The organism is Enterobacter sp. SM3 (genome assembly GCF_009811935.2).
Taxonomy (GTDB): Bacteria; Pseudomonadota; Gammaproteobacteria; order Enterobacterales; family Enterobacteriaceae; genus Enterobacter; species Enterobacter asburiae_D.
In genome coordinates, this window is sequence record NZ_CP099971.1 from 1110397 (window position 1) to 1137389 (window position 26993).

The window sequence follows — 26993 nt, forward strand, 5'->3', positions numbered from 1 at the left end:
AAGATGCGGCCACACGGCGTGGCCGCACGCTTACCCCAGAATGCTGTTCAGGCCATGCAGGCTCATGTAAATCCCTACTACGGTAATCAGCGCAGCGGAGATCCACGGCGCTTTACGGGAGAATTCGCTAAACCCGGGCCAGCGTTTTGTCGCATGTTTGAGGCTTAAGGCGGCAATCGCGCCGGAAGCGACCAGCGTTAACGCCAGACCGATGCTGAAGCTAAATACCAGCGTCGCGCCGAGGGCAAAATGCTTTAGCTGCAGGCAGATCAGCAGCACGGTGATGGACGCCGGGCAGGGGATAAGTCCGCCGGTCAGGCCAAACATCACGATCTGTCCGGTGGTGACGTTTTGACCGCTGAAGCGGCGGTTAATATCCTGCGCGTGCGCGCGCTGGTGGGCGTCCTGCCACTCTTCTTCAATCAGCGTGTGCTCGTGGTGGTGATGATCATGATGGTGTTCATGGTCATGGTCATGGTGGTGATCATGGTCGTGATGATGATCGTGCGGCTGGCTCTCTTTCCAGGTTCGCCACGCCATCCACAGGGCGATCGCAACGATCAACACCCCGGAGATCAGCTGGAACCAGGGTTCGGACGTATGCGCATCCCAGCCCCGACCAAACCACAGTCCCGCCATGGCAACGAGCCAGACCACTGCCGTATGGGAGAGCGTGGCCGCCAGGCCGAGCAGTACCGCCTGTTTCAGCGTGCCGCGGATGGCCACAATAAAGGCGGCCATCATTGTTTTTGAGTGGCCCGGCTCCAGGCCATGTAGCGCACCGAGCAGGATAGCGCTGGGAACAAACAGCCAGGCATTGCCCTGCTGAAGGAGTGAAGCAAAATCGGTCATGGGAAATTCCGGAGTGGAAAGCGTGCGAAGATACTACTCCCCCCCAGTAGTTTAATACTACCCCCCAGTAGAAAAATACTCAGGGGGAGTAGAGCGTGATATGCTTTAAAAGCTAAAAACAAGGGATACAGAGATGTCACATACCGTTCGCGACAAGAAAATGTTACTGACTCGCCTGAAGAAAATTCAGGGGCAGAGTCATGCTCTGGAAAAAATGCTCAACAGCGATCACGAATGCGCCGAGGTGTTACAGCAGCTGGCGGCGATCCGCGGGGCGGTCAATGGCATGATGATGCAGGTGATCGAAGGGCATTTAACCGATCATGTGGTGAAAGAGCCTGAAGAAGCGCAGCGTGAAGCCGATCTTGGCGTGGTACTGCGGGTGATGAAGTCCTATCTCAAGTAGCGTGCGTGCCGAGGTTATTTTCTGCCCAGAGAATGAATTCCGCTTTTGGCAGCGCTTTGCTGTAGTACCACCCCTGCCCGTACTGCACGCCGTGTTGGTGAAGCCAGGCGAGCTGCCCTGCGGTTTCGACACCCTCCGCCACCATCGCCAGCTTCAGCGACTTCGCTATTTCAATGATGTGCGGCGTCACGTTTTTATATTCCAGCGCATCCACGAACGACTTGTCGATTTTTAGCGTGTCGACGTCCAGATCCTGCAGATAGCTCAGGCTGGAATAGCCCGTGCCAAAATCATCAATATAGACAGGGTGGCCCGAACGACGGAATGCCGCGATAGCCGGTGCGCTTATTTTGGGGTCGGCAAAGCCGCGCTCGGTGAGCTCAAGGGCGATCTGTCGGGGATGGATTTGCCACTTATTCAGGAGCTGACTCAGCAGCGGCGGCAGGATGCCGGAGGTTAAATCAGCAGGCGCGAGGTTGATGGAGATATGCTGATCCGAATGGCGCTGCAGCCAGTGGCCCATATCTTCAAACACCTTTTCGATGACGAGCTGCGTCAGCTGCGAAATGAGCCCCGTTTGCTCGGCAAGGGGAACAAAGATATCAGGCGACAGACTGCTTCCGTCCGGCTGGGGCCAGCGCGTCAGCGCTTCGGCGCCCACGATCTTTCCGCTGCACAGCGCCACGATGGGCTGATAGTGAACCACAAAATCGCGGCTGTTAATGGCGTCAAGCAGGCGATTGCGCGGCGACTGGATACGGCGCAGTATCCGCAGGACAAAGAGCGCGGCAAGCAGGCTCATCAACATGCCGAACGGTAACCAGAAAAGCAGCTGCCGGTGCCAGGTTTCAGCCAGCGGTTTAAGCGTTGCCCATGCGACGACGGTAAACCCCAGTTCAGGTACAGACTTCATGACGTACATTGAACCGTTGTACTGCACGCTGCCGGCACCCTGTTCCTGAATCATGTCGCGGATGTGGGAATCGAGCTTATTGCTGCTGGCGAATATGCGGTGCGTTGTGCTTCCTACCAGGGCGGCATCAATCGCTATCTCGCCGAAAGGGATCACGTCCACCAGCGAGGCAGGATCGACCATCACAAGGTAGTGGCCTTTACCCAGCACCGCCATGTAGCGGTTAAACCCAAGATCGTTCTGCGTGGTCAGCCAGGCGCTGTAGCCATCTTCGGTAATGCGCATCGGAGGGGGAAAAGGGGCCGAATGACTGGTTTGCTCCAGGGAGGAGCAGAGCGGGCGAAGGTTATCGATATAAATCACTTCCTGGACATATCGCCATGAGAAAGCAACCCGGCGCATCTCCCTTAATTGCAAAGGGCTACACGGCACGCCCTCAAAGGCCTGCAGGTGATCGAGCGCCTCCTTTGCCTGATCCACAACCCGGTCGGTTCGTACCAGCACGCGTGAGGCATAGTTTTCCAGCGCATCGACAAATTTATCTTCCGCCTGGCGATGGGCCAGCCAGATGCTGAGGCAAATGGGGACCAGCACGGAAAAGATAAGTACGCCAGTCACCAGACTGACCAGATGTCGGGTTTTCATGCTGTCGTGTCCTTCCTCGTATACCCGTTCCTGGGCATTGAGTTCCCTGCCTGAAGAGAAAGATTTTACCGCGAAATGATATAGTTATAGCACGTGGATGGCGTGGTTTTCATTTTATCTAAGGTAAACCAGAAAATAACGTCAGAAGAGAGGGGTTGTTTTTTCCACCTGGCCTGGATATTATTTTGTTATGTTATAACAAAACATAAAGGATTTACGATGAAACCCGATATCCATCCAGCCTATCGCACCGTGGTATTCCACGACACCAGCGCGAATGAATACTTCAAGGTTGGCTCAACCATTAAGACCGACCGTGAAATTGAACTCGACGGTGAAACATATCCGTACATCACCATCGAGGTTTCTTCAAAATCGCACCCGTTTTATACCGGTAAGCAGAAAACGTTCTCTACGGACGGCAGCGCAGCGCGCTTCCGCAAGCGTTTTGGCGGCTTTCTCAATGCGAAGCGGGGCTAACCATGCAGGTACTTAACTCATTACGCAGTGCAAAGCAGCGTCACCCTGATTGCCAGATAGTCAAACGCAAGGGGCGCTTATACGTGATTTGCAAAACCAATCCGCGCTTTAAGGCGGTTCAAGGACGTAAAAAAAGACGCTAGACGCGCGTTTCTCGCCAGCTTTCCAGGGATCTTTTCTGTTTGCCATCGGCAGTAAAATTGTCGGTGGCAAGCCAGCTTTCAAAGGCGCTCGCCAGCGCCGGCCATTCTTTGTCGAGTATCGAAAACCAGTCGGTATCCCGGTTGTGGCCTTTTATGACCAGCGCCTGGCGAAAGCGCCCCTCAAACTGAAAGCCCAGACGCAGTGCCGCCTTACGGGAAGGTTCGTTCAGGCTATTGCACTTCCATTCATAACGCCGATAGCCCAGGGTATCGAACACGTACCGCATCAGCAGATACTGCGCTTCTGTCGACATGGGCGTGCGGCTTAAAAGAGGCGAGAAGTGAACGTGCCCCACTTCTACGACCCCGTTTTTAGGATCGATACGCATCAGGGACAGCGTCCCGACGGGGGACTGGGTCCGGTTATCCATCACGGTAAAGTGGATGGGATCGGATAACTCACTTACGCTCGTCACCCATTCGGCAAACTCCTCTGCGGTGGCATCGGGTTCACGCAGTAGCCACGTCCAGCCGCGGGTATCTTCGGCCAGGGAATACGCAGAGAACAGCGCGTGGGCATGCGCTACGCGCAGCGGCTCAAGCCGACAATAGTGACCCTGAAGGACCACCCGGGACGGGTGCTGACGGGGTTGCCAGTCGGTAAGCGCTTCGCCCACCGGCTGTCCGAACTGATTGAATGTCTTCATCTTAATTTCCGTGACGTTGAAAAGAGCTTTAGACTAGTGAATTACTGGTTCCTTAAAAAGAACCACTGCGCTATGTTTTGATGGTGCCACGAGGAGGCGAGATGAATATACCGGGTGATGAATTTTATACCTTGCTCCATTCAGCCCTGAAAACACGCGGGGAAGAGACGCTCCAGCGCACGCTCTATCTTGCTCTGCGGGAGGCCATACTGTGCGGAAGGCTTCGATCCGGCAGCCAGCTTTCCGGTTCGCGAACGCTGGCTCAGCAGCTCTCCCTTTCCCGGAATACCGTCAATGCAGCGCTGGACCAGCTCACCCTCGAAGGGTATTTGCAGCGTAATCGCCAGGGAACGCGGGTGGCGCAGTTAGCTCACCGTTCCGTCACCCGGACAATGCCGGACCCTGCCATCACGCTCGCAAAACGGGTCGGGCTGCTGCCTGCGCCAGTGCCCCGGGACACGCCGGTTCTGGCGTTTACCCCAGGCACGCCGGCCATCAACTATTTTCCTCTGCCGCTGTGGCGGCGATTGTACGACCGCGTGATGCGGGAGGAGGGAAATGCTCTGCTAGGGTATGGCGACCCGGCCGGCGAGCCGTCGCTGCGGGCCGCGATTGCCCGGCATCTCGCCCTGTCCCGCGGTATTGACTGCGACGCCAGCCAGATTGTGATCACGGAAGGCGCGCTTGAGGGCGTCAACCTCTGCACGATGCTGTTAAGCGAGCCTGGCGATGTCGCCTGGGTAGAAAACCCCGGCTATAGCGGGGCAAAGAGCGCGTTTGTTAAAACCGGCCTGGCAATGACGGGAATACCGGTTGATGACGAGGGAATGTGCTGGGAAGGTCTTGATGCGCCTGCTCCCTCGCTGATTTTTACCTCGCCTTCGCACCAGTACCCTTACGGAAGCGTGCTCAGCGCGCGGCGGCGGCTGGCGCTGCTGGAACTGGCCCGGCAGCACAACGCGTGGATCATTGAAGATGATTACGACAGCGAGTTCCGCTATGCCGGTGAGCCCGTACCGGCGATGCTGGGAATGGTCAACAATGCGCCCGTTGTGTATCTGGGGACGTTCAGTAAAACGCTGTTTCCGTCGCTCAGAATGGGGTTCATGGTGTTACCGCCAGCGCTGGCGAAAGCGGCTCGCCCGGCCATCGGCTCGCTGTTGCGCGGCGGGCATCGTGCGGAGCAGCGCACCCTGGCTCTGTTCATTGAGGAAGGTCATTACGCCCGCCATCTTGCCGCCATGCGTCGGCTCTACCGTAAACGCTACCGCCAGCTGCGGGAGGTGCTGAGCGCAGAGCTTCATTCTCCGCACCGCATTCTGGCAGGCGAAGGGGGAATGCATCTGACGCTGGCGATAGACGGTATTGACGACCAGAGGCTGGTGGAGCAGGCGAGGGCGTTTCAACTGGCACCTGCTGCACTGAGCGGGTACTACCTGGAGGCGAAGCAGGGGCAAACCGGTCTGGTTTTAGGCTACGGCAATACCTCTGCTTCTCTGTTTACGCCGGGGATCCGACGCCTGCAGTCGTTAATTACGCAGCAGCAGGGCGGGAAAGGGTAAAGACATCATAGAAAGAGAGCTGGCCTTTGGTGGAGACCATTTTCTGCAGCTTCTCTTTTTGCCCGGCTTCAACCGCCGGAGAGTGCAGGATGTTTTCGATCAGCTCCTCTGGCACGTAACGCGTGTTGTACCATTCGCCGTTGTAGCAGACCCGGAAATCGAGCACGTCGATATCTTCGTAACGGTAGCGCGGATTCACGTCGAAAAAGAAAAAGGCGTTAAAGACGACAAACAGTACAACCAGCAGCCAGACGGAGTCCACCAGCGTTTCGGATGTCAGCATCACAACAAGCGTCGCCAGCCAGGCGGCATACATGGCGACAAACAGTCCAGGATGTTTGCGAATAAAGCTAATGCTAAAGCGCGGGCGATTGTCGCGCTTTTCGCGGAGGTTAAGATCGTCGATGGTGGCGGTAAGCAGGCGCTGTATCTCGGTCATTATTTGCCTTCATGAGAGTTGACAATACAGGGTGTCTGCCAATTTTAGGGGAGCCATCAGGCTGAAAAAAGTAACAGTCTGGACCTAAAAGACCATAACAGTTGGCTCCCCGTAACCTCACAGCGTTTTGATGATTTTTGCCGGGTTGCCGCCAACGACGACGTTAGCCGGGACGTCTTTCGTCACGACGGCACCGGAGGCCACCACCACATTATCACCAATGGTGACGCCAGGGTTAATGACCGCCCGGCCACCAATCCAGACGTTATTGCCAATCCTGACGGGTTTTCCAAACTCCACGCCGCTATTCCGTTCTTCTGCGTCAAGCGGGTGGGTGGCCGTATAAATATGAACACCCGGCGCGAGCATGCAGTTATCGCCAATATGGACAGGGCAGACATCCAGCATTACGCAGTCGAAGTTAGCGTAAAAGTTTTTGCCGAGATAAATGTTATATCCATAGTCGCAGCGGAAGCTCGGTTCTATATAAGCGCCTTCGCCTTGTCCCAGAAGTTCCGCCAGAATGTTCTGGCGTTCTGTTTTTTCATCAGGCGCGGTGTGGTTATAGCGATATACCAGATGGCGCGCCCGCAGTCGGTCGGCCCGTAACGTCTCATCGCCGGGGCGGTAAGGTTCACCGGCAATCATTTTCTGTTTTTCTAAGCTCATTGGAAACCTCTCTGGATGTGATTACCGCAGGGTAATCGGAACTGGCCAGGAGGGGAACGTTCCCGAAAAGCCGATGTGACTGGAGTCACAACATTGCTGCTGCTGAACACGTTTTACACGGAGACCTGGCTTACGCACAGGGAGCATAACGGGATAGGTAAATACTGAGAACGAGGCGTAGAACTCTACAGACACCCTTCAAAGATTAACGGACAAATTTCCACACAGAAGTAGGGATTTTGTCATACAGCTTATTCATTGTCAGTTCAGCAAGACGATGGTCAGCGGCTGAATAAAATACCGCCAGTTCATTATCCGAAAGCTCGTATTTATTCTTTTCAATGACGCGCTCAAGGGTGTCAATTGACTGACAACGTCGTAAGCGCATCAAATAATCGATCTTTGTGAGTGGTTTATCAGACATAAATTCACCTTAGTAATTGTAATAATTTTAACAGGAAAGACTAACCGGGTTAGCTCTGCTCACGTTGACGAAACAGCGGAATAGCCGGTTTCCCGATTTACGCCATTTTTGCAAATCCTGGGCGTTAATGCCGTAACTGCTGAACAACATAAAGGTGTCGTCCAGGTATTCATCAATTTGCTCAATGAGCTTATTATCTTCATTGTACTTAATTTTATAATTAAGTGCGAAGGTTGCGATATGCTCTATCAGCTCATTCAACTGTAAATTGATAGCAGACGTTGGATCGTTTACCCAGCCATGGTTGCTTTCATCAAGGTTGGCAAGGCAGTCATGGTACAAGGATTCGCAGAGAAATTTCAACTGCGCGATATCATGCCTTTTTGGCGAGTACTCGTCCATAGCGCATCCCCTTCTGAGTGATTTCTTACTCACCGAACATCATTGTCGGGATGGATACAACTGACTTAGCTACATGAGTGCTGTGTTCCTGATAACCTAACTATAAGCCACTCCTTCCTGGATTTCATCGCGCTATTACGAAAAATTACAAATAAAACCGCAGACTGCGAGCATCTACGCAAATGGTCGTCCTGGACTCAACTTTTTTATCCAAATTAACGAGTGTGTTTTATCGCTTCCTTACGTTTCATTGGCTTAGCAAAAATGATGAGAAAAGTTCAGATTCAGACTTATCTTTGTAAGAACTTCTTATTAGGAATATTCCTAATAGCTTAAGCGGAGAAATGAAATTAAAAAAATCCTGAATTCACCGATTAAGTTATCAGTTAATTATGATATGTCTATTTAAGATGGCAGAAAATAAATAGAACCACAATAAGCGTAATTTATGATTTTTTCTGAAAATGAAAAAGGCCGCTAATGCGACCTTTTTATCATGTGAAACCGGTATCAGTGAGGTTCTACCGAATGACTGTGTTCAACATCTTCATTCTTTCGGCTAAAGCGGCGGCGAACCACCACGAAGAACACCGGTACGAAGAAGATAGCCAGTACGGTCGCGGTAACCATACCGCCCATCACACCTGTACCTACCGCGTTCTGCGCGCCGGAGCCCGCACCGGAGCTGATAACCAGCGGCAGTACGCCGAGGATAAACGCCAGTGACGTCATCAGGATTGGGCGCAGACGCATACGAACCGCCTCAAGCGTCGCCTCAATAAGACCTTTGCCTTCTTTCTCCATCAGATCTTTGGCGAATTCAACGATAAGTATCGCGTTCTTCGCCGACAAGCCAATGGTTGTCAGCAGGCCTACCTGGAAGTAAACGTCGTTGGTCAGTCCACGGAACGTTGCCGCAAGCAGCGCACCGATAACCCCGAGTGGAACCACCAGCATAACGGAGAACGGAATCGACCAGCTCTCGTACAGTGCCGCCAGACACAGGAAGACCACAATCAGTGAAATGGCGTACAGAGCAGGGGCCTGGTTACCGGACAGACGTTCCTGATAGGACATACCGGTCCAGTCATAGCCGATACCCGCAGGCAGTTTGCTCGCCAGCTCTTCCATCAGGTTCATGGCTTCACCGGTGCTTCGGCCCGGCGCTGCCTGACCCAGGATCTCCATAGACGGCAGACCGTTATAGCGTTCCAGACGCGGTGAACCGTATTCCCAGCGTGACGTTGAGAACGCCGAGAACGGAACCATCTGACCATTGCTGCCGCGCACGAACCAGTTGTTGATATCGTTCGGCAACATACGGTACTGCGCCTCTGACATCACGTAAACTTTCTTCACGCGACCGCGGTCGATGAAGTCGTTAACGTAGCTACCGCCCCAGGCTGCACCCAGCGTGGTGTTGATGTCACTGATGGATACGCCCAGCGCCTGGGCTTTCTCCTGGTCGATATCGATCTTGTACTGCGGCGTATCTTCCAGGCCGTTTGGACGCACGCCGACCAGCAGGTCAGGGTGTTTAGCGACTTCACCAAACAGCTGGTTACGCGCCTGTGTCAGTTTCTCGTGACCCAGACCGCCCTGATCAATCAGCTGGAAGTCGAAGCCGGTCGCGGTACCCAGTTCAACAATCGCTGGCAGGTTAAAGGCGAAGACCATCGCATCTTTAATCTGCGAGAAGGTGCCCATTGCACGGCCGGTGATGGCTTCAACCTTGTTCTTTTCGCCCGGACGTTCAGACCAGTCTTTCAGAGAAACGAAGGCAATACCGGTGTTCTGACCACGACCCGCAAAGCCAAAGCCGTTAACCGCAAACACGGATTCAACGTTGTCTTTCTCTTTGGTGAGGTAGTAGTCCGTCACTTCATCCAGCACTTTCTGGGTACGCTCTTGCGAGGCACCCGCCGGAAGCTGTGCCATCGTCAGGAACACGCCCTGGTCTTCATCTGGCAGGAACGAGCTTGGCAGACGAACGAACAGGAAAGCCATGCCCACCACGATGATGATATAGAGCAGCAGGTAACGACCGGTGCTGCGCAGGATGTTACCTACGCTGTCGGTGTAGTGGTGCGTGCTCTTATCGAACATGCGGTTAAACCAGCCGAAGAACCCTTTATGCTCGCCGTGACCGCCTTTCTGAATGGGCTTCAGCATGGTGGCACACAGGGCAGGGGTCAGGATCAACGCCACCAGCACCGACAGCGCCATCGCGGAAACAATGGTAATAGAGAACTGACGGTAAATCGCACCGGTAGAGCCCCCGAAGAAGGCCATCGGAATAAATACCGCAGACAGCACCATCGCGATACCGACCAGCGCGCCCTGGATCTGGCCCATTGATTTACGGGTCGCTTCCTTCGGCGGCAGACCTTCCTCCGCCATCACACGCTCGACGTTCTCGACCACCACGATGGCGTCATCCACCAGCAGGCCGATGGCGAGCACCATCCCGAACATTGTCAGGGTGTTTATCGAGTAGCCAAATATCGACAGGATCGCAAAGGTCCCGAGCAGAACAACCGGCACGGCAATCGTTGGGATAAGCGTCGCGCGGAAGTTTTGCAGGAACAGGTACATTACCAGGAAGACCAGGATGATCGCCTCAACCAGCGTCTTAACCACTTCGTGAATCGAGATTTTTACGAACGGCGTAGTGTCGTACGGGTAAACGATTTTCAGACCTGACGGGAAGAACGGTTCCATCTTCTTCAGCTCTGCGCGGATCGCCGTGGCGGTGTCCAGGGCGTTAGCGCCTGTCGCCAGTTTGATACCCAGACCGGAAGCCGGTTTACCGTTGAACTTCGCGATGATGTCGTAGTTCTCACCGCCCAGCTCCACTTTCGCCACGTCGCGCAGGCGAACCTGCGAACCGTCCTGATTCACTTTCAGCAGAATTTTGCTGAACTCATCGGCAGAGGTCAGACGGGTCTGCGCGATGATCGAGGCGTTAAGCTGCTGGCCTTTCACCGGCGGTGTACCGCCTAACTGACCGGCCGCTACCTGGGCGTTCTGCGCTTTAATCGCGCTGATCACGTCAACCGGCGTTAGCTGGAAGTTGTTCAGCTTGTTAGGATCCATCCAGATGCGCATCGCGTACTGGGAACCGAACAGCTGCACGTCACCCACACCGGAAGTACGGCTGATGGCGTCCTTCATGTTGGCGCCCACGTAGTCGGAAATATCCTCCTGCGTCATGGTGCCGTTGGTGTTGATAACGCCGACAACCATCAGGAAGCTACTGGACGATTTCTCGACGCTCACACCCTGCTGTTGTACTTCCTGCGGCAGCAAAGGCATTGCCAGCTGCAGTTTGTTCTGCACCTGAACCTGCGCAATGTCAGCATCCGTACCTGACTGGAAGGTCAGGGTGATCTGTACTGTACCGGTGGAGTCACTGTTTGAGGACATGTACATCAGGTTATCGATACCGTTCATGTTCTGTTCGATAACCTGGGTAACGGTGTCCTGCACCGTTTTCGCATCAGCCCCCGGGTAGGTTGCGGAAATTGTCACCGCCGGTGGCGCAATCGTTGGATATTGCGCGACAGGCAGCTTCAGGATCGCAAGTCCCCCGGCCAGCATGATGATAATGGCGATCACCCACGCAAATATGGGGCGATCGATAAAGAAATTAGGCATGTCTTAACGGCTCCTGTTTAAGTTAAGACTTGGTTTGTTCTGACTGGCCAGCGGCCGAAGCTTGTTGTTTATCGTCAGATTTCACTTCCTGTGCTTTAACCTGCGCGCCAGGACGAACTTTTTGCAAACCAGTAACAATCACGCGATCGCCATCTTTCAGACCTTCCGTCACCAGCCATTTATCGCCAATCGCCTGGGTAGCGGTGATATTGCGCGTTTCGACTTTGTCATCAGCCCCAACAACCAGCGCGCTTGCATCGCCGCGTGGCGTACGGGTCACACCCTGTTGTGGAACCAGAAGTGCGGTTGGATTCGTTCCTTCTTCCAGACGTGCGCGAACGAACATACCTGGCAGCAGATTTTTGTCAGGGTTCGGGAAAATCGCACGTAAGGTGATGGAACCGGTGGTCTGGTCGACCGTCACATCAGAGAATTCCAGCGTACCTTCCTGCGGGAACTTGATACCGTCGTTGGTAATCAGCTCCACTTTGGCTTTGCCGTTTTCCTGTTTCAGGGTGCCGTTAGCCAGCTCCTGTTTCAGGCGCAGGAAATCATTGCTGGATTGCGTCACGTCAACGTAGATCGGATCGAGCTGCTGCACGGTCGCCAGCGCCGTGGTCTGACCGTTCTGCACCAGAGCCCCTTCCGTAACGGAAGACTTACCAATACGACCGCTGATAGGGGAGGTCACTTTGGTATAGGCCAGGTTAATGCGCGCGGTTTCGACAGCCGCTTTGGCTGCCACCACGGCCGCGTTAGCCTGCTGTGCATCTGCCAGGGCGGTATCGTAATCCTGTTGGCTGATGTACTTAGTGCCGAGCAGTTTTTGGTAGCGGTTCAGCGTCAGCTGGGCGATTTTGGCCGCGGCTTGCGCTTTTGCCAGGTCGCCTTTCGCGCTTTCATACGATGCCTGATAGGTTGCTGGATCAATCTGATACAGAGACTCACCGGCTTTCACATCACCACCTTCGGTGAAGTTACGCTTCAGGATAATGCCGCTAACCTGAGGACGCACTTCCGCAATGCGGTAAGCATTTGTACGGCCTGGTAATTCGGTGGTGATTTGTAGAGGTTCAGATTTGAGCGTCACAACGCCTACTTCTGGCGCCTGCTGAGCTCCTTGTTGAGCTGGTTTGTCGTCACATCCTGTAAGCGCTAAGCTGCCTGAGAGCATCAGAACGACCGCCAGAGGCGTTAACCCTCTGTTTTTGTTCATATGTAAACCTCGAGTGTCCGATTTCAAATTGATCAAGGGTCCTGAGTCTAAAACCCGTTGCTGCGTTTATATTATCGTCATGCTATGGTACATACATTCACAAATGTATGTAAATCTGACTCCTGTAAATTCACCCACCTATGGCACGAAAAACTAAACAACAAGCGCTGGAAACCCGACAACACATACTGGATGTGGCAATACGTTTGTTCTCTCAGCGAGGTGTTTCATCCACCTCGCTGGCACAAATTGCTCAGGCTGCCGGTGTGACGCGAGGAGCGATTTACTGGCATTTTAAAGACAAGTCAGATCTGTTCGGTGAAATCTGGGAGCTTTCAGAGTCCAGCATTAGCGATCTCGAGAGTGAGTATCGGGCAAAATTCCCTGACGATCCACTCTCAGTATTGAGAGAAATATTAGTATATATCCTTGAAGCGACGGTAGTTGAAGAACGTCGCAGATTAATGATGGAAATAATTTATCATAAATGCGAGTTTGTCGGCGAAATGGCGGTGGTGCAGCAGGCGCAACGCAGCCTCAGCCTCGAGAGCTATGACCGTATTGAGCAGAACCTGAACCTGTGTATGCAGGCAAAGCTATTACCGGCCAATCTCTTGACCCGCCGGGCGGCTATCCTGATGCGCGGCTACATCTCAGGTCTGATGGAAAACTGGCTTTTTGCGCCGCAATCCTTTGACCTCAAAGAGGAAGCCCGCAGCTACGTGGCGATTTTACTGGAAATGCTACAGCTCTGCCCCACGCTGCGCAGCGACGCGCCTTCTCTAACGGCCTGATCCCTTCCAGGATTTATCTCAGAGGATAACGTTCGCGCTATTCTGCTTTCAGCGAGCGTGATATTCTTCACGCCGGACTATTTTCGGTCATCTTCTGACATCATTCACAACTATGCTGCCCATCAATCGCTCGCAACATCCTGTTTTTGCATTGCTCTTTGCGATGCTGTTTTTCTTCGCCACGGCGCCGCTGACCTGGGCCCGCGCCGATAACAGCAACGATATTCCCTCGCGCGGCGATGTTCAGTCGCAGCTCGACACGCTGAACAAACAAAAAGAGCTCTCTCCTCAGGATAAGCTCATCCAGCAGGATCTGACGGAAACGCTGGAAACGCTGGATAAAATTGAACGCGTCAAAGCAGAAACTGCCCAGCTTCGTCAGAAGGTGGCGCAGGCTCCTGAAAATATGCGCAAGGCGACGGAATCGCTGAACGCCCTGAGCGACGTCGATAACGATACCGAAACGCGCAAGACGCTCTCAACGCTCTCTTTACGCCAGCTGGAGTCGCGCGTCGCGCAACTGCTCGACGACCTGCAAACCGCGCAGTCCGACCTCGCGACCTATAACAGCCAGCTTGTCTCCCTGCAAACCCAGCCGGAACGCGTGCAAAACGCGATGTACTCCGCCTCTCAGCAGCTGCAGCAGATCCGCAACCGTCTGAACGGCACAACGGTGGGAGAGGGCACGCTACGTCCGACGCAGCAAACCCTGCTGCTGGTTCAGCAGACCTTGCTCAACGCGCAGATTGAACAGCAGCGTAAAAGTCTGGAAGGGAATACGGTGCTGCAGGACACGCTTCAGAAACAGCGTGATTACGTCACCGCGAACATTAATCGTCTGGAACACCAGCTTCAGCTGTTGCAGGAGGCGGTAAACAGCAAGCGCCTGACCCTGACGGAAAAAACCGCCCAGGAGGCCGTATCCCCTGACGAAACCGCCCGCATTCAGGCGAATCCGCTGGTGAAACAGGAGCTCGAGGCCAACCACCAGCTTAGCCAGCGCCTGATACTGGCGACGGAAAACGGTAACTCGCTGGTTCAGCAAAATATCAAAGTGAAGAACTGGCTGGATCGCGCGCTGCAGGCTGAGCGCAACATCAAAGAGCAGATCGCGGTCCTGAAGGGCAGCCTCCTGCTGTCGCGTATTCTCTACCAGCAGCAGCAGACGCTCCCGTCCGCCGATGAGCTGGAGGACATGACCAACCGCATTGCGGATTTACGTCTGGAACAGTTTGACGTCAACCAGCAGCGCGATGCCCTTTTCCAGAGCGATACCTTTGTCGCCAAAATTGAAGAGGGGCATTCCAGCGACGTGAACCCGGAAGTGCACGATGCGCTGCTCCAGGTCGTCGATATGCGTCGCGAGCTGCTGGACCAGCTCAACAAACAGCTGGGTAACCAGCTGATGATGGCCATTAACCTGCAAATCAACCAGCAGCAGCTGGTGAGCGTCTCGAAAAGTCTGCAGGAGATCCTGACCCAGCAGATTTTCTGGGTGAACAGCAACAAGCCGATGGACTGGGACTGGATTAAATCCTTCCCGGAGACGCTGAAAACGCAGATCAAGAGCATGAAGATCACCGTAAACTGGGAGAAAGCCTGGCCTGCGGTGACGATTGCCCTGCTGGCGGGATTACCGCTGCTGCTGATTGCTGGCCTGATCCGCTGGCGTCTGGGCTGGCTTAAGAAATACCAGGCGAAGCTGGCGTCCGAAGTGGGGCAGCTTCGCAACGATAGCCAGCTCCATACGCCAAAAGCGATTCTGATCGATCTCATCCGCGCCCTGCCGGTGTGCCTGATTATTCTGGCCGTGGGTCTGATTCTGCTCACCATGCAGCTCAACGTCAGCGATCTGCTGTGGGCGTTCAGTAAAAAACTGGCGCTGTTCTGGCTGGTATTTGGCGTGTGCTGGAAGGTGCTGGAAAAAGACGGCGTGGCGGTGCGTCATTTCAACATGCCTGCGCAGCTGACCAGCCACTGGCGTCGTCAGATTGTGCGCATCAGCCTGGCGCTCCTGCCGCTGCACTTCTGGTCGGTTGTTTCTGAGCTTTCCCCGCTGCATCTGATGGATGACGTGCTGGGCCAGCTGGTCATCCTGCTGAACCTGCTGCTGATTGCGATCCTGATGTGGCCGATGTGCCGCGACAGCTGGCGTGATAAAGAGTCCCATAATATTCGCCTGGCCACCGTGACGGTGCTGGCAATCATTCCGCTGGCGCTGATGGTGCTGACGGCAACGGGCTACTTCTACACCACGCTGCGCCTGTCCGGGCGCTGGATTGAAACGGTCTATCTGGTGATCGTCTGGAACCTGCTCTATCAGACCGTGCTGCGCGGCCTGAGCGTGGCGGCCCGCCGCATTGCCTATCGTCGTGCTATCGCGCGTCGTCAGCATCAGGTGAAAGAGGGGGCCGAGGGCGCGGAGCCTCAGGAAGAGCCGACCATCGCCCTGGAGCAGGTTAACCAGCAGACGCTGCGTATTACCATGCTGGTAATGATCGCTCTGTTTGCGGTGATGTTCTGGGCAATCTGGTCCGATCTTATTACCGTTTTCGCCTATCTCGACAGTATTACCCTCTGGCAATACAACGGTACCGAAGCGGGCGCTGCGGTCATGAAAAGCGTGACCATGGGCAGCCTGCTGTTTGCGCTGGTGTCGTCGGTGGTGGCCTGGGCGTTGATTCGCAACCTGCCAGGCCTGCTCGAAGTGCTGCTCCTGTCACGTCTGAATCTTCGCCAGGGGGCTTCCTACGCCATTACTACGATCCTCAACTACGTGATCATTATTGTTGGGGCGATGACGGTCTTTGGCTCGCTTGGCGTCTCGTGGGATAAACTGCAGTGGCTGGCGGCCGCCCTCTCGGTGGGTCTTGGTTTTGGCCTGCAGGAGATCTTCGGTAACTTTGTGTCCGGCCTGATTATCCTGTTCGAACGTCCGGTACGAATCGGCGATACGGTTACCATCGGCACCTTCTCCGGTACGGTCAGCAAGATCCGCATTCGTGCCACCACCATCACCGACTTCGATCGCAAAGAGGTGATCATCCCGAACAAAGCGTTCGTGACCGAGCGTCTGATCAACTGGTCGCTCTCCGATACGGTGACGCGCGTGGTGATCCGCCTGGGCGTAGCCTATGGATCGGATCTGGAGAAGGTGAAAGAGGTGCTGCTTAAGGCGGCGTCAGAACATCCGAAAGTGATGCACGATCCTGCTCCGGCGGTCTTCTTCACCACCTTTGGGCCGAGTACGCTGGATCACGAGCTGCGTTTATACGTGCGCGAGCTGCGTGACCGCAGCTACACGGTGGATGAACTTAACCGCTCTATCGATCGTCTGTGTCGTGAAAACGATATTAATATCGCCTTCAACCAGCTTGAGGTTCACCTGCGTAACGAGAAAGGTGATGAGCATACGGAAGTGAAGCGCGAGATTAAGGGAGATGACCCTCACCCTAACCCTCTCCCTTGAAGGGAGAGGGAATAATCTGGTGCGGGCTGTTTTTACCCTCTCCCCTAAGGGGAGAGGGCAGGGTGGGGGGGAAGTTTTCCCTCAAAATCCCGCCGCACAATCTCCAGTGCCTTAAGCACCGTTTCGGCGGGGATCTCATGATTCTCCAGCAGCATAATCAAATCGACGGCCAGCTTGACCTCATCGGGTGCATTTTCCAGTGACATGGGTGTGGCTCCTGTTAACGGGTCAAACGTTCAATGACGCGCTCAATCTCATCCCGCGCCTGACGGCAGCGGACGATGCGTCCTTCCAGCGCGCTAATCTCGCGCATCAATAGCTGCTGCTCTTCCAGCGTTTCGCTGTTGTTCAGCCGCACTTCGCGTTCGCGCTTCATCTCAAACAGCCGGCGCTCAAACTCCTGGTTTTCCAGCCGCTTGCGCTGCCATTTACCGAGCCCCGGCGAGGCGCTGTCCCAGGCGCGCAGCGGCCAGGCGGCGATTTCGCGATGCAGAGCAGTGATCTGTTCAGTGAGATGCTCCGCAAGCCACGCCACCTGTTCCTGCTGTTCACTCTCAACCGCATGGCGAAGCTCGTCGAGGTTCGTCTGCGTTTCCGCCAGGTAATCCTGAATGACGGTGCTGCGAGTACGAAAAAGCTGTCGGTCAAAGCGCGGCTTCAGCGTGGCGTGCCCCATTAGCGGTGTAGCCTGCTCCCGCAGAGCAATCAGCTGATTTTGCAGCCTCTCAAGAAGCAGTGCTGTTTTCAAGGCGCTCTCCAGTGGTAAAGTAGCCGTTCAGTTTGATAACGATTCGCATTATGAAGCGTACTATTTTAATCATCATTGGCTGGCTCGCGGTAGTGCTTGGCACGCTGGGTGTGTTTTTACCCTTACTGCCGACCACGCCGTTCATCCTGCTGGCGGCCTGGTGCTTCGCCCGCTCATCGCCGCGTTTTCACCACTGGCTGCTCTACCGCTCATGGTTTGGCGGCTATCTGCGGCACTGGCAAAAACACCGGGCCATGCCGCCCGGCGCGAAGCCCCGCGCGATCGCGGTGATCCTCATCACCTTCGCTATTTCATTATGGCTGGTGAAAATGATGTGGGTACGCATTCTGCTGCTGGCGATCCTGATCTGCCTGCTTTTCTTTATGTGGCGGATCCCCGTGGTTGATGAAAAGCAACAAAAGCACTGAAGCCTCATCATGGCTGTTGCAATTATCACGCGCAGCCAGTAAATTCGACCGTTTTCGAGCACAGGTGCGCCTGGTCAAAGGTTAAACAATTGTTGCCTTGGCCGACTCGTTGCGCGCTGTGAGTAACACTGTTTCATTTAGGCAAAACCGATGACCGCAACTGCACAGCAGCTTGAATATCTGAAAAACAGCATCAAAAGCATCCAGGACTATCCAAAGCCTGGCATTCTTTTCCGTGATGTCACCAGCTTGCTGGAAGACCCGAAAGCGTACGCGCTCAGCATTGAACTGCTGGTCGAGCGTTATAAAAACGCCGGGATCACCAAAGTAGTAGGTACCGAAGCCCGTGGCTTCCTGTTCGGCGCACCGGTTGCGCTGGCAATGGGCGTGGGTTTTGTGCCGGTGCGTAAGCCGCGCAAACTGCCGCGTGAAACCATAGCTGAGAGCTACGAACTGGAGTACGGCACCGATCAGCTGGAGATCCACGTTGATGCGATCAAGCCTGGCGACAAAGTGCTGGTGGTCGACGACCTGCTGGCAACCGGCGGTACCATTGAAGCGACCGTGAAGCTGATCCGTCGTCTGGGTGGTGAAGTGACCGACGCGGCATTCATCATCAACCTGTTCGATCTCGGCGGTGAACAGCGCCTGGAAAAACAGGGCATCACCAGCTACAGCCTGGTGCCTTTCCCGGGTCATTAATCCCGGTTTTCACAACCTCGCTCAATGGGTGAGGTTGTGATAGCATTCCCCTCCATAAATTCACCTTCCAGCGTTGCAGAGCCTGCCCATGAGTTATCAGGTGTTAGCCCGTAAATGGCGACCACAAACCTTTGCTGACGTTGTCGGTCAGGAACATGTGCTGACGGCCCTGGCGAACGGCTTGTCGCTAGGTCGCATCCATCACGCCTATCTTTTCTCCGGCACCCGCGGCGTCGGTAAGACCTCTATTGCCCGTCTGCTGGCGAAAGGTCTCAACTGCGAAACCGGGATCACCGCCACCCCGTGCGGCGTGTGTGATAACTGCCGGGAGATCGAGCAGGGGCGTTTTGTCGATCTGATTGAGATCGACGCCGCCTCGCGCACCAAAGTAGAAGATACCCGCGATCTGCTCGATAACGTGCAGTACGCCCCGGCGCGCGGCCGCTTCAAGGTCTACCTGATCGATGAAGTGCACATGCTGTCGCGCCACAGCTTTAACGCCCTGCTGAAAACGCTGGAAGAGCCGCCCGCGCACGTGAAGTTCCTGCTGGCGACCACCGATCCGCAAAAGCTGCCGGTCACGATCCTGTCGCGCTGCCTGCAGTTCCATCTGAAGGCGCTGGACGTTGAGCAGATCCGCGCGCAGCTTGAGCACATTCTTGATGAAGAGAAGATCGTTCACGAGCCGCGCGCCCTGCAGCTGCTGGCCCGCGCGGCGGACGGCAGCCTGCGTGATGCGCTAAGCCTGACCGACCAGGCGATTGCCAGCGGTGACGGCAAGCTCTCCACCGAGGCGGTCAGCACCATGCTCGGCACGCTGGATGACGATCAGGCGCTGTCGCTTATCGAAGCGATGATTGCCGCCAACGGCGAACGTGTGATGTCGCAGGTGAATGCCGCCGCTGCCCGGGGTATTGAATGGGAAGGGCTTCTGGTTGAGATGCTCAGCCTGCTGCACCGCGTGGCGATGCTGCAGCTTTCTCCCTCGGCCATCGGCGCGGATATGGCCGCCATTGAACAGCGGATGCGTGAACTTGCCCGCACCGTGCCGCCTGCCGACGTGCAGCTGTATTACCAGACGCTGCTGATTGGCCGCAAAGAGCTACCGTTCGCGCCGGACCCCAGGATGGGCGTTGAAATGACGCTGCTGCGCGCGCTGGCGTTCCACCCGCGCATGCCATTGCCCGAGCCGGAAGTGCCGCGGCAGTCCTTTGCGCCGGTCGCCCCTACGGCGGTGATGTCGCCGCAGCAGGTGCCACCGCAGCCGACACCGCCGCCGCAGCAGAACGTGCCGCTGTCCGATGCCACCAGTTCGGTGCTTGCCGCACGCAGCCAGCTGCAGCGTGCGCAGGGAGTAACCAAACCAAAAAAGAGTGAACCGGCAGCGCCAGGAAGAGCGCGGCCGGTGAACAACGCCGCGCTTGAACGTCTGGCCTCGGTAACGGAGCGCGTTCAGTCGCGTCCGGCACCGTCCGCGCTCGAGCAGAAAGCCCCGGTGAAAGAAGAGGCTTACCGCTGGAAGGCAACCACCATCACTGAAACGGTGAAGGAAGAGGTTGCCACGCCGAAAGCGCTGAAAAAGGCGCTGGAGCATGAGAAAACGCCGGAGCTTTCCGCGAAGCTTGCCGAAGAGTCTATTGCGCGCGACGCCTGGGCCGCCGAGGTCAGCAAACTCCAGCTGCCGAAGCTGGTCGAGCAGGTCGCGCTGAATGCCTGGAAAGAGCAGGACGGCAATCAGGTGCGTTTACACCTGCGTCCGGGTCAGCGGCACCTCAATTCCCCTGGCGCGCAAAAGGCGCTGGCCGAGGCGCTCACCGCATTACAGGGTGCGCCGGTTGAATTGACTATCATTGAAGATGATAATCCGGCAGTGAAAACGCCGCTCGAGTGGCGCCAGGCCATTTATGAAGAAAAGCTCGCGCAGGCGCGCGAGGCGATTATTGCGGATAACAACATTCAGACCCTGCGCCGGTTCTTCGACGCCGATCTGGATGAAGAGAGTATTCGCCCCATTTGATCGTGAGTCTGACTTACGGTTGTAATCCTTAAACGTGAAAAAGAGAGAAGCCTATGTTTGGTGGAAAAGGCGGTCTGGGTGGCCTGATGAAGCAGGCTCAGCAGATGCAGGAAAAAATGCAGAAGATGCAGGAAGAGATCGCTCAGCTGGAAGTCACGGGTGAGTCCGGTGCCGGTCTGGTCAAAGTGACCATCAACGGTGCGCACAACTGCCGTCGCGTGGAAATCGACCCGAGCCTGCTCGAAGACGACAAAGAGATGCTGGAAGATCTGGTTGCAGCCGCGTTTAACGATGCCGCTCGCCGTATCGACGAAACTCAGAAAGAGAAAATGGCCTCTGTTTCCAGCGGTATGCAGCTGCCGCCTGGCTTCAAGATGCCATTCTGATGCAAACCAGTCCGCTGCTCACGCAGTTAATGGAAGCACTGCGCTGCCTGCCGGGCGTTGGCCCGAAGTCGGCGCAGCGCATGGCGTTTACGCTATTGCAGCGCGACCGCAGCGGCGGGATGCGCCTGGCGCAGGCTTTAACCCGCGCCATGTCAGAAATTGGTCACTGTGCGGATTGCCGCACCTTTACCGAGCAGGACGTGTGTAACATCTGTACGAACCCGCGTCGTCAGGAAAACGGTCAGATTTGCGTGGTGGAGAGTCCGGCGGACATCTACGCCATCGAACAAACCGGGCAGTTTTCCGGCCGCTACTTCGTGCTGATGGGGCATCTCTCCCCGCTCGACGGCATTGGCCCGGATGATATCGGTCTTGACCGCCTTGAACAGCGTCTTGAGTCCGAAACCATCAAAGAGGTGATCCTCGCCACCAACCCGACGGTGGAAGGGGAGGCAACCGCCAACTATATCGCTGAACTGTGCTCGCAGTACGGCGTTGACGCCAGCCGCATCGCCCACGGCGTGCCGGTGGGCGGCGAGCTGGAAATGGTGGACGGCACCACGCTGTCACACTCTCTGGCCGGACGTCACAAGATTATTTTCTGACCAAACGGAGGCTGCGCGCGCGGCCTCCGCTTGAAAATTTCCCCCCTTATCCCCATCTCTCACTCAACGTTTTACAACCCCATTAAATGGCATTGTTGAGGTCGACTTAGATGAAAGGACAAGAAACCCGTGGTTTCCAGTCAGAAGTAAAACAGCTTCTGCACCTGATGATCCATTCCCTGTATTCCAACAAAGAAATTTTCCTGCGTGAGCTGATTTCCAACGCCTCGGACGCGGCGGACAAGCTGCGCTTCCGCGCGCTGTCCAACCCGGACCTGTACGAAGGCGACGGCGAGCTGCGCGTGCGCGTCTCGTTCAACAAAGAGAACCGCACCCTGACCATCGCCGATAACGGCATCGGGATGAACCGCGACGAGGTGATCGACCACCTCGGCACCATCGCCAAATCCGGCACCAAAGCGTTCCTCGAGTCAATGGGCTCTGACCAGGCGAAAGACAGCCAACTGATCGGCCAGTTCGGCGTCGGTTTCTACTCGGCGTTCATCGTGGCGGATAAAGTCACCGTGCGCACCCGTGCCGCGGGCGACAGCGCCGAGAACGGCGTGCTGTGGGAATCTAAAGGCGAAGGCGAATACACCGTTGATGACATCACCAAGGCGGATCGCGGCACCGAAATCACCCTGCACCTGCGCGAAGGCGAAGACGATTTCCTGAACGACTGGCGCGTGCGCTCCATCATCAGTAAATATTCCGATCACATCGCCCTGCCGGTAGAGATTGAAAAACAGGAAGAGAAAGACGGCGAAACCGTGGTTTCCTGGGAGAAGATCAACAAGGCGCAGGCGCTGTGGACGCGCAACAAGTCTGAAATTAAAGACGACGAATACAACGAGTTCTACAAGCACATCGCCCACGACTTTACCGACCCGCTGACCTGGAGCCACAACCGCGTGGAAGGTAAGCAGGAGTACACCAGCCTGCTGTACATCCCGGCACAGGCGCCGTGGGACATGTGGAACCGCGATCACAAGCACGGCCTGAAGCTGTACGTGCAGCGCGTGTTCATCATGGACGACGCCGAGCAGTTCATGCCGAACTACCTGCGCTTTGTGCGCGGTCTGATAGATTCCAACGATCTGCCGCTCAACGTCTCGCGTGAAATTCTGCAGGACAGCACCGTCACCCGTAACCTGCGCAACGCCCTGACCAAACGTGCGCTGCAGATGTTGGAAAAACTGGCGAAAGACGATGCGGAAAAATATCAGACCTTCTGGAAACAGTTCGGCCTGGTGCTGAAAGAAGGCCCGGCGGAAGACACCGCGAACGTTGAAACGATCGCTAAGCTGCTGCGCTTCGCCTCTACGCACACCGACTCCTCCGCGCAGACCGTGTCGCTGGAAGAGTACGTCTCCCGCATGAAAGACGGGCAGGAGAAGATCTACTACATCACCGCCGACAGCTACGCGGCGGCGAAGAGCAGCCCGCACCTGGAGCTGCTGCGTAAGAAAGGCATCGAAGTGCTGCTGCTTTCTGACCGCATCGACGAGTGGATGATGAACTACCTGACCGAGTTCGACGGTAAATCCTTCCAGTCTGTTGCCAAAGCCGACGAGTCCATCGACAAGCTGGCGGATGAAGTGGACGAAAGCGCGAAAGAAGCCGAGAAGGCGCTGGAGCCGTTCGTTGAGCGCGTGAAAACCCTGCTGGGCGATCGCGTGAAAGAGGTGCGCTTCACGCACCGTCTGACCGACACCCCGGCTATTGTCACCACCGATGCCGACGAAATGGGCACCCAGATGGCGAAACTGTTCGCGGCGGCGGGCCAGGCGATGCCGGAAGTGAAATATATCTTTGAGCTTAATCCGGATCATCCGCTGGTGAAACGCGCGGCGGATACCCAGGACGACGCCCGCTTTGCCGAGTGGGTTGAACTGCTGCTGGATCAGTCTCTGCTTGCCGAGCGCGGCACGCTGGAAGATCCTAACCTGTTCATTAAACGTGTGAATGCGCTGCTGCTGGCGTAACTAAACACCTGCCCCTCACCCTGCCCTCTCCCCAAAGGGGAGAGGGTGTTCAAATTCCCTCTCCCCTTTGGGGAGAGGGTTAGGGTGAGGGGAATCAACCGCACTAACCCAAATAATCTCCCCCCGTTAACCGTTTCAGCCTTCCCGCCTTCCTTGAGCGATGCCCGTTCTGGTGGTATTGTTTAGCGCTTTTGAAAAATTGAAACGACTTTTGAGGGGATTTTCGCAATGCGTATTATTCTGCTTGGCGCTCCGGGCGCGGGTAAAGGAACTCAGGCTCAGTTCATCATGGAGAAATACGGTATTCCGCAAATCTCCACCGGTGACATGCTGCGCGCCGCTGTTAAATCTGGCTCCGAGCTGGGTAAACAAGCGAAAGACATCATGGACGCAGGCAAGCTGGTGACCGATGAGCTGGTAATTGCTCTGGTCAAAGAGCGCATTGCTCAGGAAGACTGCCGTAACGGTTTCCTGCTGGACGGCTTCCCACGCACCATTCCTCAGGCTGACGCCATGAAAGAAGCGGGCATCAACGTGGACTACGTTCTGGAGTTCGACGTGCCGGACGAGCTGATCGTTGACCGTATCGTTGGTCGTCGCGTACACGCTGCTTCTGGCCGCGTTTACCACATCAAATTCAACCCACCTAAGGTTGAAGGCAAAGACGACGTGACCGGCGAAGAGCTGACCACCCGTAAAGACGATCAGGAAGAGACCGTGCGTAAACGCCTGGTGGAATACCATCAGATGACCGCTCCGCTGATCGGCTACTACACCAAAGAAGCGCAGGCGGGTAACACCAAATACGCGAAAGTTGACGGCACCAAAGCCGTGGCTGACGTACGTGCAGAGCTGGAAAAAATCCTCGGCTAATCGCGCGCCTCTCACCCGGGCTCCCGGGTGAGAAATATTCTCATCTTACCTATTACAGCAATGGGTTTCGTTTAAACGCATTTCCGCTACAATTGACAACCTATCAAATGGTTAAGAGGCGTGAATGAGTCAGGCGAAAACCGGCATCCTGCTTGCCAATCTGGGCACTCCAGAAGCACCTACATCAGACGCGGTAAAACGCTACCTGCGACAATTTTTAAGCGACACGCGCGTCGTGGATTTCCCGAGACTGCTGTGGTGGCCGCTGCTTCGTGGCGTCATTCTGCCGATTCGTTCTCCGCGCGTCGCCAAACTCTATCAGTCCGTCTGGATGGAAGAGGGCTCGCCGCTGATGGTTTACAGCCGTCGCCAGGAAAAAGCGCTGGCCGCCCGCCTGCCGGATATGCCCGTCGCGCTCGGCATGAGCTACGGAAAACCGTCCCTGAAAAGCGCGGTGGAATCACTGCTGGCGCAGGGCGTGGACCATATCGTCGTGCTGGCGCTCTACCCGCAGTATTCCTGCTCGACGGTGGCCGCCGTCTGGGACGAGCTAGCCCGCATTCTGGCGACCCGCCGCCGCATTCCGGGCGTCACCTTTATTCGCGACTACGCGGATAACGATCTCTACATCCAGGCGCTTGCCAACAGCGCGCGCGCGTCGTTTGAAAAGCACGGCGAGCCGGATCTGCTGCTGCTTTCCTATCACGGGATCCCGCAGCGTTTCGCCAATGAAGGGGATGATTACCCGCAGCGCTGCCGCGATACCACGCGCGAGCTGGTCTCCGCTCTTGGCCTGCCACCGGAGAAGGTGATGATGACCTTCCAGTCGCGCTTCGGCCGCGAGCCGTGGCTGACGCCGTACACCGATGAAACCCTCAAAATGCTGGGCGAGAAGGGCGTGAAGCACATTCAGGTGATGTCGCCGGGCTTCTCGGCCGACTGTCTGGAAACGCTGGAGGAGATCGCGGTACAAAACCGGGAATTTTTCCTGGAAGCTGGCGGCGAAAAGTACGAGTACATTCCGGCGCTTAACGACTCCCCTGAGCATATCGACATGATGGTCTCGCTGGTGACGAAAAGCCGCTGATCGCGCTTGAGGCCGGGTTTGTGCTACCATTCCCGGCTTCGATTCCTTGCACAGTTCAGACCATGAAATTTCCCGGTAAACGTAAATCAAAACACTACTTCCCCGTTAACGCTCGCGATCCGCTCCTGCAGCAAATCCAGCCTGAAAATGAAACCAGCGCCGCATGGGTAGTGGGTATCGATCAGACGCTGGTGGATATTGAAGCCAAAGTGGATGATGCGTTTGTTGCCCGTTACGGTCTGAGCGCCGGGCATTCGCTGGTGATTGAAGACGACGTTGCCGAAGCGCTGTACCAGGAGCTGGTGCGCGAAAACCTGATTACCCATCAGTTCGCCGGTGGCACCATCGGCAATACGATGCACAACTACTCCGTACTGGCAGACGATCGTTCGGTGCTGCTCGGCGTGATGTGCAGCAATATCGAAATCGGTGGCTATGCCTATCGCTATCTCTGCAACACCTCCAGCCGTACCGATCTGAACTACCTGCAGGGCGTTGACGGGCCGATTGGCCGCTGCTTTACGCTGATCGGTGAGTCCGGCGAGCGTACATTTGCCATCAGCCCTGGCCACATGAACAAGCTGCGCGCCGAGAGTATTCCTGAAGAGGTCATTGCGGGCGCCTCGGCGCTGGTGCTGACGTCGTATCTGGTGCGCTGCAAGCCGGGCGAGCCGATGCCGGAAGCGACCATGAAGGCGATTGAGTACGCGAAGAAGTACGATGTCCCGGTCGTCCTGACGCTGGGCACCAAATTCGTTATCGCCGATAACCCGGAGTGGTGGCAGGCCTTCCTGAAAGAGCACGTCTCTATTCTGGCGATGAACGAAGAAGAGGCCGAAGCGCTGACCGGCGAAAGCGATCCGCTGCTGGCGTCTGACAAAGCGCTGGACTGGGTTGATCTGGTGCTCTGCACCGCTGGCCCGGTTGGGCTGTACATGGCAGGCTTCACGGAAGAAGAGAGCAAGCGCAAAACCCAGCACCCGCTGCTGCCCGGCGCTATTGCCGAGTTCAACCAGTACGAGTTCAGCCGCGGCATGCGTTACAAAGATTGCGTCAATCCGCTGCGTATCTACTCGCATATCGCGCCTTATATGGGCGGGCCGGAGAAGATCATGAACACCAACGGTGCGGGCGACGGCGCGCTGGCCGCGCTGCTGCACGACATCACCGCTAACGCCTACCACAAAACCAACGTGCCGAACTCCAGCAAGCACAAGTTCAGCTGGCTGACCTATTCGTCGCTGGCGCAGGTGTGTAAATATGCCAACCGCGTGAGCTATCAGGTGCTGAATCAGCATTCTCCACGCTTAACGCGCGGGCTGCCGGAACGGGAAGACAGCCTCGAAGAGGCGTACTGGGACAGGTAAAAGAAAACCCCTCACCC

The 26993-nt window shown here is 55.9% G+C and carries 26 protein-coding genes and 1 other annotated feature; of the genes, 15 read left to right on the plus strand and 11 right to left on the minus strand.

The window, feature by feature from the left end:
• Positions 1 to 30 precede the first annotated feature (30 nt).
• Positions 31 to 852, minus strand: a complete 822-nt coding sequence (locus GVO84_RS05100) for a nickel/cobalt efflux protein RcnA (protein ID WP_159513572.1) — start codon at positions 850 to 852, stop codon at positions 31 to 33.
• Positions 853 to 985: 133 nt separating this feature from the next.
• Between GVO84_RS05100 and GVO84_RS05105 the strand changes: the two genes are divergently transcribed.
• Positions 986 to 1258, plus strand: coding sequence for a metal/formaldehyde-sensitive transcriptional repressor (locus tag GVO84_RS05105; RefSeq protein WP_121425580.1), 273 nt, complete (start codon positions 986 to 988; stop codon positions 1256 to 1258).
• On the opposite strand, the gene GVO84_RS05110 is transcribed toward GVO84_RS05105, so the two are convergent.
• On the minus strand, positions 1251 to 2816 hold the full coding sequence (locus tag GVO84_RS05110) for an EAL domain-containing protein (protein WP_159513573.1): 1566 nt from the start codon (positions 2814 to 2816) through the stop codon (positions 1251 to 1253). The two genes, GVO84_RS05105 and GVO84_RS05110, sit on opposite strands and share 8 nt — an antisense overlap.
• A 219-nt stretch (positions 2817 to 3035) precedes the next feature.
• Between GVO84_RS05110 and GVO84_RS05115 the strand changes: the two genes are divergently transcribed.
• Positions 3036 to 3296, plus strand: a complete 261-nt coding sequence (locus tag GVO84_RS05115; RefSeq protein ID WP_010428154.1) for a type B 50S ribosomal protein L31 — start codon at positions 3036 to 3038, stop codon at positions 3294 to 3296.
• 2 nt (positions 3297 to 3298) lie between these two features.
• A complete protein-coding gene (gene ykgO, locus GVO84_RS05120) occupies positions 3299 to 3439 on the plus strand; it encodes a type B 50S ribosomal protein L36 (RefSeq protein ID WP_005125190.1) in 141 nt (46 codons plus the stop codon).
• On the opposite strand, the gene GVO84_RS05125 is transcribed toward ykgO, so the two are convergent.
• Positions 3436 to 4146, minus strand: a complete 711-nt coding sequence (locus GVO84_RS05125) for a GNAT family N-acetyltransferase (RefSeq protein WP_159513574.1) — start codon at positions 4144 to 4146, stop codon at positions 3436 to 3438. The genes ykgO and GVO84_RS05125 overlap by 4 nt on opposite strands.
• A 101-nt stretch (positions 4147 to 4247) precedes the next feature.
• Between GVO84_RS05125 and GVO84_RS05130 the strand changes: the two genes are divergently transcribed.
• Positions 4248 to 5708 carry a PLP-dependent aminotransferase family protein gene (locus GVO84_RS05130; protein WP_159513575.1) on the plus strand — a complete coding sequence of 487 codons (1461 nt, stop codon included), beginning with the start codon at positions 4248 to 4250 and terminating at the stop codon, positions 5706 to 5708.
• Here the strand turns inward: GVO84_RS05130 and GVO84_RS05135 are convergent.
• The 6 genes from GVO84_RS05135 to acrA form a co-directional block, all read right to left on the minus strand.
• Positions 5680 to 6147, minus strand: coding sequence for a YlaC family protein (locus tag GVO84_RS05135; RefSeq protein WP_121425576.1), 468 nt, complete (start codon positions 6145 to 6147; stop codon positions 5680 to 5682). The two genes, GVO84_RS05130 and GVO84_RS05135, sit on opposite strands and share 29 nt — an antisense overlap.
• Positions 6148 to 6264: 117 nt before the next feature.
• Entirely contained in the window at positions 6265 to 6816 is a 552-nt protein-coding gene (gene maa / locus GVO84_RS05140; RefSeq protein WP_159513576.1) for a maltose O-acetyltransferase, read from the minus strand.
• 205 nt (positions 6817 to 7021) lie between these two features.
• A complete protein-coding gene (locus GVO84_RS05145) occupies positions 7022 to 7240 on the minus strand; it encodes an HHA domain-containing protein (protein ID WP_008499287.1) in 219 nt (72 codons plus the stop codon).
• Between the two features lie 27 nt (positions 7241 to 7267).
• Complete coding sequence (gene tomB, locus GVO84_RS05150) at positions 7268 to 7642, minus strand: Hha toxicity modulator TomB (RefSeq protein WP_008499288.1); 375 nt, start codon at positions 7640 to 7642, stop codon at positions 7268 to 7270.
• 510 nt (positions 7643 to 8152) lie between these two features.
• Positions 8153 to 11299, minus strand: coding sequence for a multidrug efflux RND transporter permease subunit AcrB (gene acrB / locus GVO84_RS05155; protein WP_063145542.1), 3147 nt, complete (start codon positions 11297 to 11299; stop codon positions 8153 to 8155).
• Between the two features lie 22 nt (positions 11300 to 11321).
• A complete protein-coding gene (acrA, locus tag GVO84_RS05160) occupies positions 11322 to 12515 on the minus strand; it encodes a multidrug efflux RND transporter periplasmic adaptor subunit AcrA (RefSeq protein ID WP_023310601.1) in 1194 nt (397 codons plus the stop codon).
• Between the two features lie 140 nt (positions 12516 to 12655).
• Between acrA and acrR the strand changes: the two genes are divergently transcribed.
• Both acrR and mscK read left to right on the plus strand, forming a co-directional pair.
• Positions 12656 to 13309: a multidrug efflux transporter transcriptional repressor AcrR gene (acrR, locus tag GVO84_RS05165; protein WP_121425574.1), complete on the plus strand. Its 654-nt coding sequence runs from the start codon at positions 12656 to 12658 to the stop codon at positions 13307 to 13309.
• A gap of 112 nt (positions 13310 to 13421) precedes the next feature.
• Positions 13422 to 16778: a mechanosensitive channel MscK gene (mscK, locus tag GVO84_RS05170; RefSeq protein ID WP_121425573.1), complete on the plus strand. Its 3357-nt coding sequence runs from the start codon at positions 13422 to 13424 to the stop codon at positions 16776 to 16778.
• Positions 16779 to 16822: 44 nt separating this feature from the next.
• On the opposite strand, the gene rsmS is transcribed toward mscK, so the two are convergent.
• On the minus strand, positions 16823 to 16984 hold the full coding sequence (rsmS, locus tag GVO84_RS05175; RefSeq protein WP_159513577.1) for a pleiotropic regulatory protein RsmS: 162 nt from the start codon (positions 16982 to 16984) through the stop codon (positions 16823 to 16825).
• A 14-nt stretch (positions 16985 to 16998) separates the two neighbouring features.
• A complete protein-coding gene (priC, locus tag GVO84_RS05180) occupies positions 16999 to 17526 on the minus strand; it encodes a primosomal replication protein N'' (RefSeq protein ID WP_159513578.1) in 528 nt (175 codons plus the stop codon).
• A gap of 50 nt (positions 17527 to 17576) precedes the next feature.
• Between priC and GVO84_RS05185 the strand changes: the two genes are divergently transcribed.
• The 9 genes from GVO84_RS05185 (at position 17577) to GVO84_RS05225 (ending at position 26976) form a co-directional block, all read left to right on the plus strand.
• Positions 17577 to 17954: a DUF454 family protein gene (locus GVO84_RS05185; RefSeq protein WP_121425570.1), complete on the plus strand. Its 378-nt coding sequence runs from the start codon at positions 17577 to 17579 to the stop codon at positions 17952 to 17954.
• A gap of 150 nt (positions 17955 to 18104) precedes the next feature.
• Complete coding sequence (gene apt, locus GVO84_RS05190; RefSeq protein WP_000127359.1) at positions 18105 to 18656, plus strand: adenine phosphoribosyltransferase; 552 nt, start codon at positions 18105 to 18107, stop codon at positions 18654 to 18656.
• Between the two features lie 88 nt (positions 18657 to 18744).
• Positions 18745 to 20673: a DNA polymerase III subunit gamma/tau gene (gene dnaX, locus GVO84_RS05195; protein ID WP_159513579.1), complete on the plus strand. Its 1929-nt coding sequence runs from the start codon at positions 18745 to 18747 to the stop codon at positions 20671 to 20673.
• Positions 20003 to 20067: a sequence feature (DnaX frameshifting element), on the plus strand. It overlaps the preceding gene by 65 nt.
• 53 nt (positions 20674 to 20726) lie before the next feature.
• A complete protein-coding gene (locus GVO84_RS05200) occupies positions 20727 to 21059 on the plus strand; it encodes a YbaB/EbfC family nucleoid-associated protein (RefSeq protein ID WP_003858972.1) in 333 nt (110 codons plus the stop codon).
• Positions 21059 to 21664 carry a recombination mediator RecR gene (gene recR, locus GVO84_RS05205; RefSeq protein WP_008499298.1) on the plus strand — a complete coding sequence of 202 codons (606 nt, stop codon included), beginning with the start codon at positions 21059 to 21061 and terminating at the stop codon, positions 21662 to 21664. The genes GVO84_RS05200 and recR overlap by 1 nt, the downstream gene beginning before the upstream one ends.
• Positions 21665 to 21774: 110 nt before the next feature.
• A complete protein-coding gene (gene htpG, locus GVO84_RS05210) occupies positions 21775 to 23649 on the plus strand; it encodes a molecular chaperone HtpG (protein ID WP_159513580.1) in 1875 nt (624 codons plus the stop codon).
• A 228-nt stretch (positions 23650 to 23877) separates the two neighbouring features.
• Entirely contained in the window at positions 23878 to 24522 is a 645-nt protein-coding gene (gene adk, locus GVO84_RS05215; protein ID WP_006809841.1) for an adenylate kinase, read from the plus strand.
• 124 nt (positions 24523 to 24646) lie between these two features.
• Positions 24647 to 25609: a ferrochelatase gene (gene hemH / locus GVO84_RS05220; protein WP_121425568.1), complete on the plus strand. Its 963-nt coding sequence runs from the start codon at positions 24647 to 24649 to the stop codon at positions 25607 to 25609.
• 62 nt (positions 25610 to 25671) lie between these two features.
• A complete protein-coding gene (locus GVO84_RS05225) occupies positions 25672 to 26976 on the plus strand; it encodes an inosine/guanosine kinase (protein ID WP_159513581.1) in 1305 nt (434 codons plus the stop codon).
• The last annotated feature ends 17 nt before the right edge of the window (positions 26977 to 26993 follow it).

Excerpts from the sequence above, each read along its gene's own strand:
- maa (WP_159513576.1), bottom strand. The coding sequence starts at position 6,816 with ATGAGCTTAGAAAAACAGAAAATGATTGCCGGTGAACCTTACCGCCCC.
- GVO84_RS05225 (WP_159513581.1), top strand. The coding sequence starts at position 25,672 with ATGAAATTTCCCGGTAAACGTAAATCAAAACACTACTTCCCCGTTAAC.
- GVO84_RS05200 (WP_003858972.1), top strand. The coding sequence starts at position 20,727 with ATGTTTGGTGGAAAAGGCGGTCTGGGTGGCCTGATGAAGCAGGCTCAG.
- ykgO (WP_005125190.1), top strand. The coding sequence starts at position 3,299 with ATGCAGGTACTTAACTCATTACGCAGTGCAAAGCAGCGTCACCCTGAT.
- acrA (WP_023310601.1), bottom strand. The coding sequence starts at position 12,515 with ATGAACAAAAACAGAGGGTTAACGCCTCTGGCGGTCGTTCTGATGCTC.
- tomB (WP_008499288.1), bottom strand. The coding sequence starts at position 7,642 with ATGGACGAGTACTCGCCAAAAAGGCATGATATCGCGCAGTTGAAATTT.
- GVO84_RS05185 (WP_121425570.1), top strand. The coding sequence starts at position 17,577 with ATGAAGCGTACTATTTTAATCATCATTGGCTGGCTCGCGGTAGTGCTT.
- acrR (WP_121425574.1), top strand. The coding sequence starts at position 12,656 with ATGGCACGAAAAACTAAACAACAAGCGCTGGAAACCCGACAACACATA.
- apt (WP_000127359.1), top strand. The coding sequence starts at position 18,105 with ATGACCGCAACTGCACAGCAGCTTGAATATCTGAAAAACAGCATCAAA.
- recR (WP_008499298.1), top strand. The coding sequence starts at position 21,059 with ATGCAAACCAGTCCGCTGCTCACGCAGTTAATGGAAGCACTGCGCTGC.
- GVO84_RS05145 (WP_008499287.1), bottom strand. The coding sequence starts at position 7,240 with ATGTCTGATAAACCACTCACAAAGATCGATTATTTGATGCGCTTACGA.
- GVO84_RS05125 (WP_159513574.1), bottom strand. The coding sequence starts at position 4,146 with ATGAAGACATTCAATCAGTTCGGACAGCCGGTGGGCGAAGCGCTTACC.
- GVO84_RS05115 (WP_010428154.1), top strand. The coding sequence starts at position 3,036 with ATGAAACCCGATATCCATCCAGCCTATCGCACCGTGGTATTCCACGAC.
- dnaX (WP_159513579.1), top strand. The coding sequence starts at position 18,745 with ATGAGTTATCAGGTGTTAGCCCGTAAATGGCGACCACAAACCTTTGCT.
- GVO84_RS05135 (WP_121425576.1), bottom strand. The coding sequence starts at position 6,147 with ATGACCGAGATACAGCGCCTGCTTACCGCCACCATCGACGATCTTAAC.
- htpG (WP_159513580.1), top strand. The coding sequence starts at position 21,775 with ATGAAAGGACAAGAAACCCGTGGTTTCCAGTCAGAAGTAAAACAGCTT.
- hemH (WP_121425568.1), top strand. The coding sequence starts at position 24,647 with ATGAGTCAGGCGAAAACCGGCATCCTGCTTGCCAATCTGGGCACTCCA.
- adk (WP_006809841.1), top strand. The coding sequence starts at position 23,878 with ATGCGTATTATTCTGCTTGGCGCTCCGGGCGCGGGTAAAGGAACTCAG.
- mscK (WP_121425573.1), top strand. The coding sequence starts at position 13,422 with ATGCTGCCCATCAATCGCTCGCAACATCCTGTTTTTGCATTGCTCTTT.
- GVO84_RS05100 (WP_159513572.1), bottom strand. The coding sequence starts at position 852 with ATGACCGATTTTGCTTCACTCCTTCAGCAGGGCAATGCCTGGCTGTTT.
- GVO84_RS05110 (WP_159513573.1), bottom strand. The coding sequence starts at position 2,816 with ATGAAAACCCGACATCTGGTCAGTCTGGTGACTGGCGTACTTATCTTT.
- rsmS (WP_159513577.1), bottom strand. The coding sequence starts at position 16,984 with ATGTCACTGGAAAATGCACCCGATGAGGTCAAGCTGGCCGTCGATTTG.
- GVO84_RS05105 (WP_121425580.1), top strand. The coding sequence starts at position 986 with ATGTCACATACCGTTCGCGACAAGAAAATGTTACTGACTCGCCTGAAG.
- acrB (WP_063145542.1), bottom strand. The coding sequence starts at position 11,299 with ATGCCTAATTTCTTTATCGATCGCCCCATATTTGCGTGGGTGATCGCC.
- GVO84_RS05130 (WP_159513575.1), top strand. The coding sequence starts at position 4,248 with ATGAATATACCGGGTGATGAATTTTATACCTTGCTCCATTCAGCCCTG.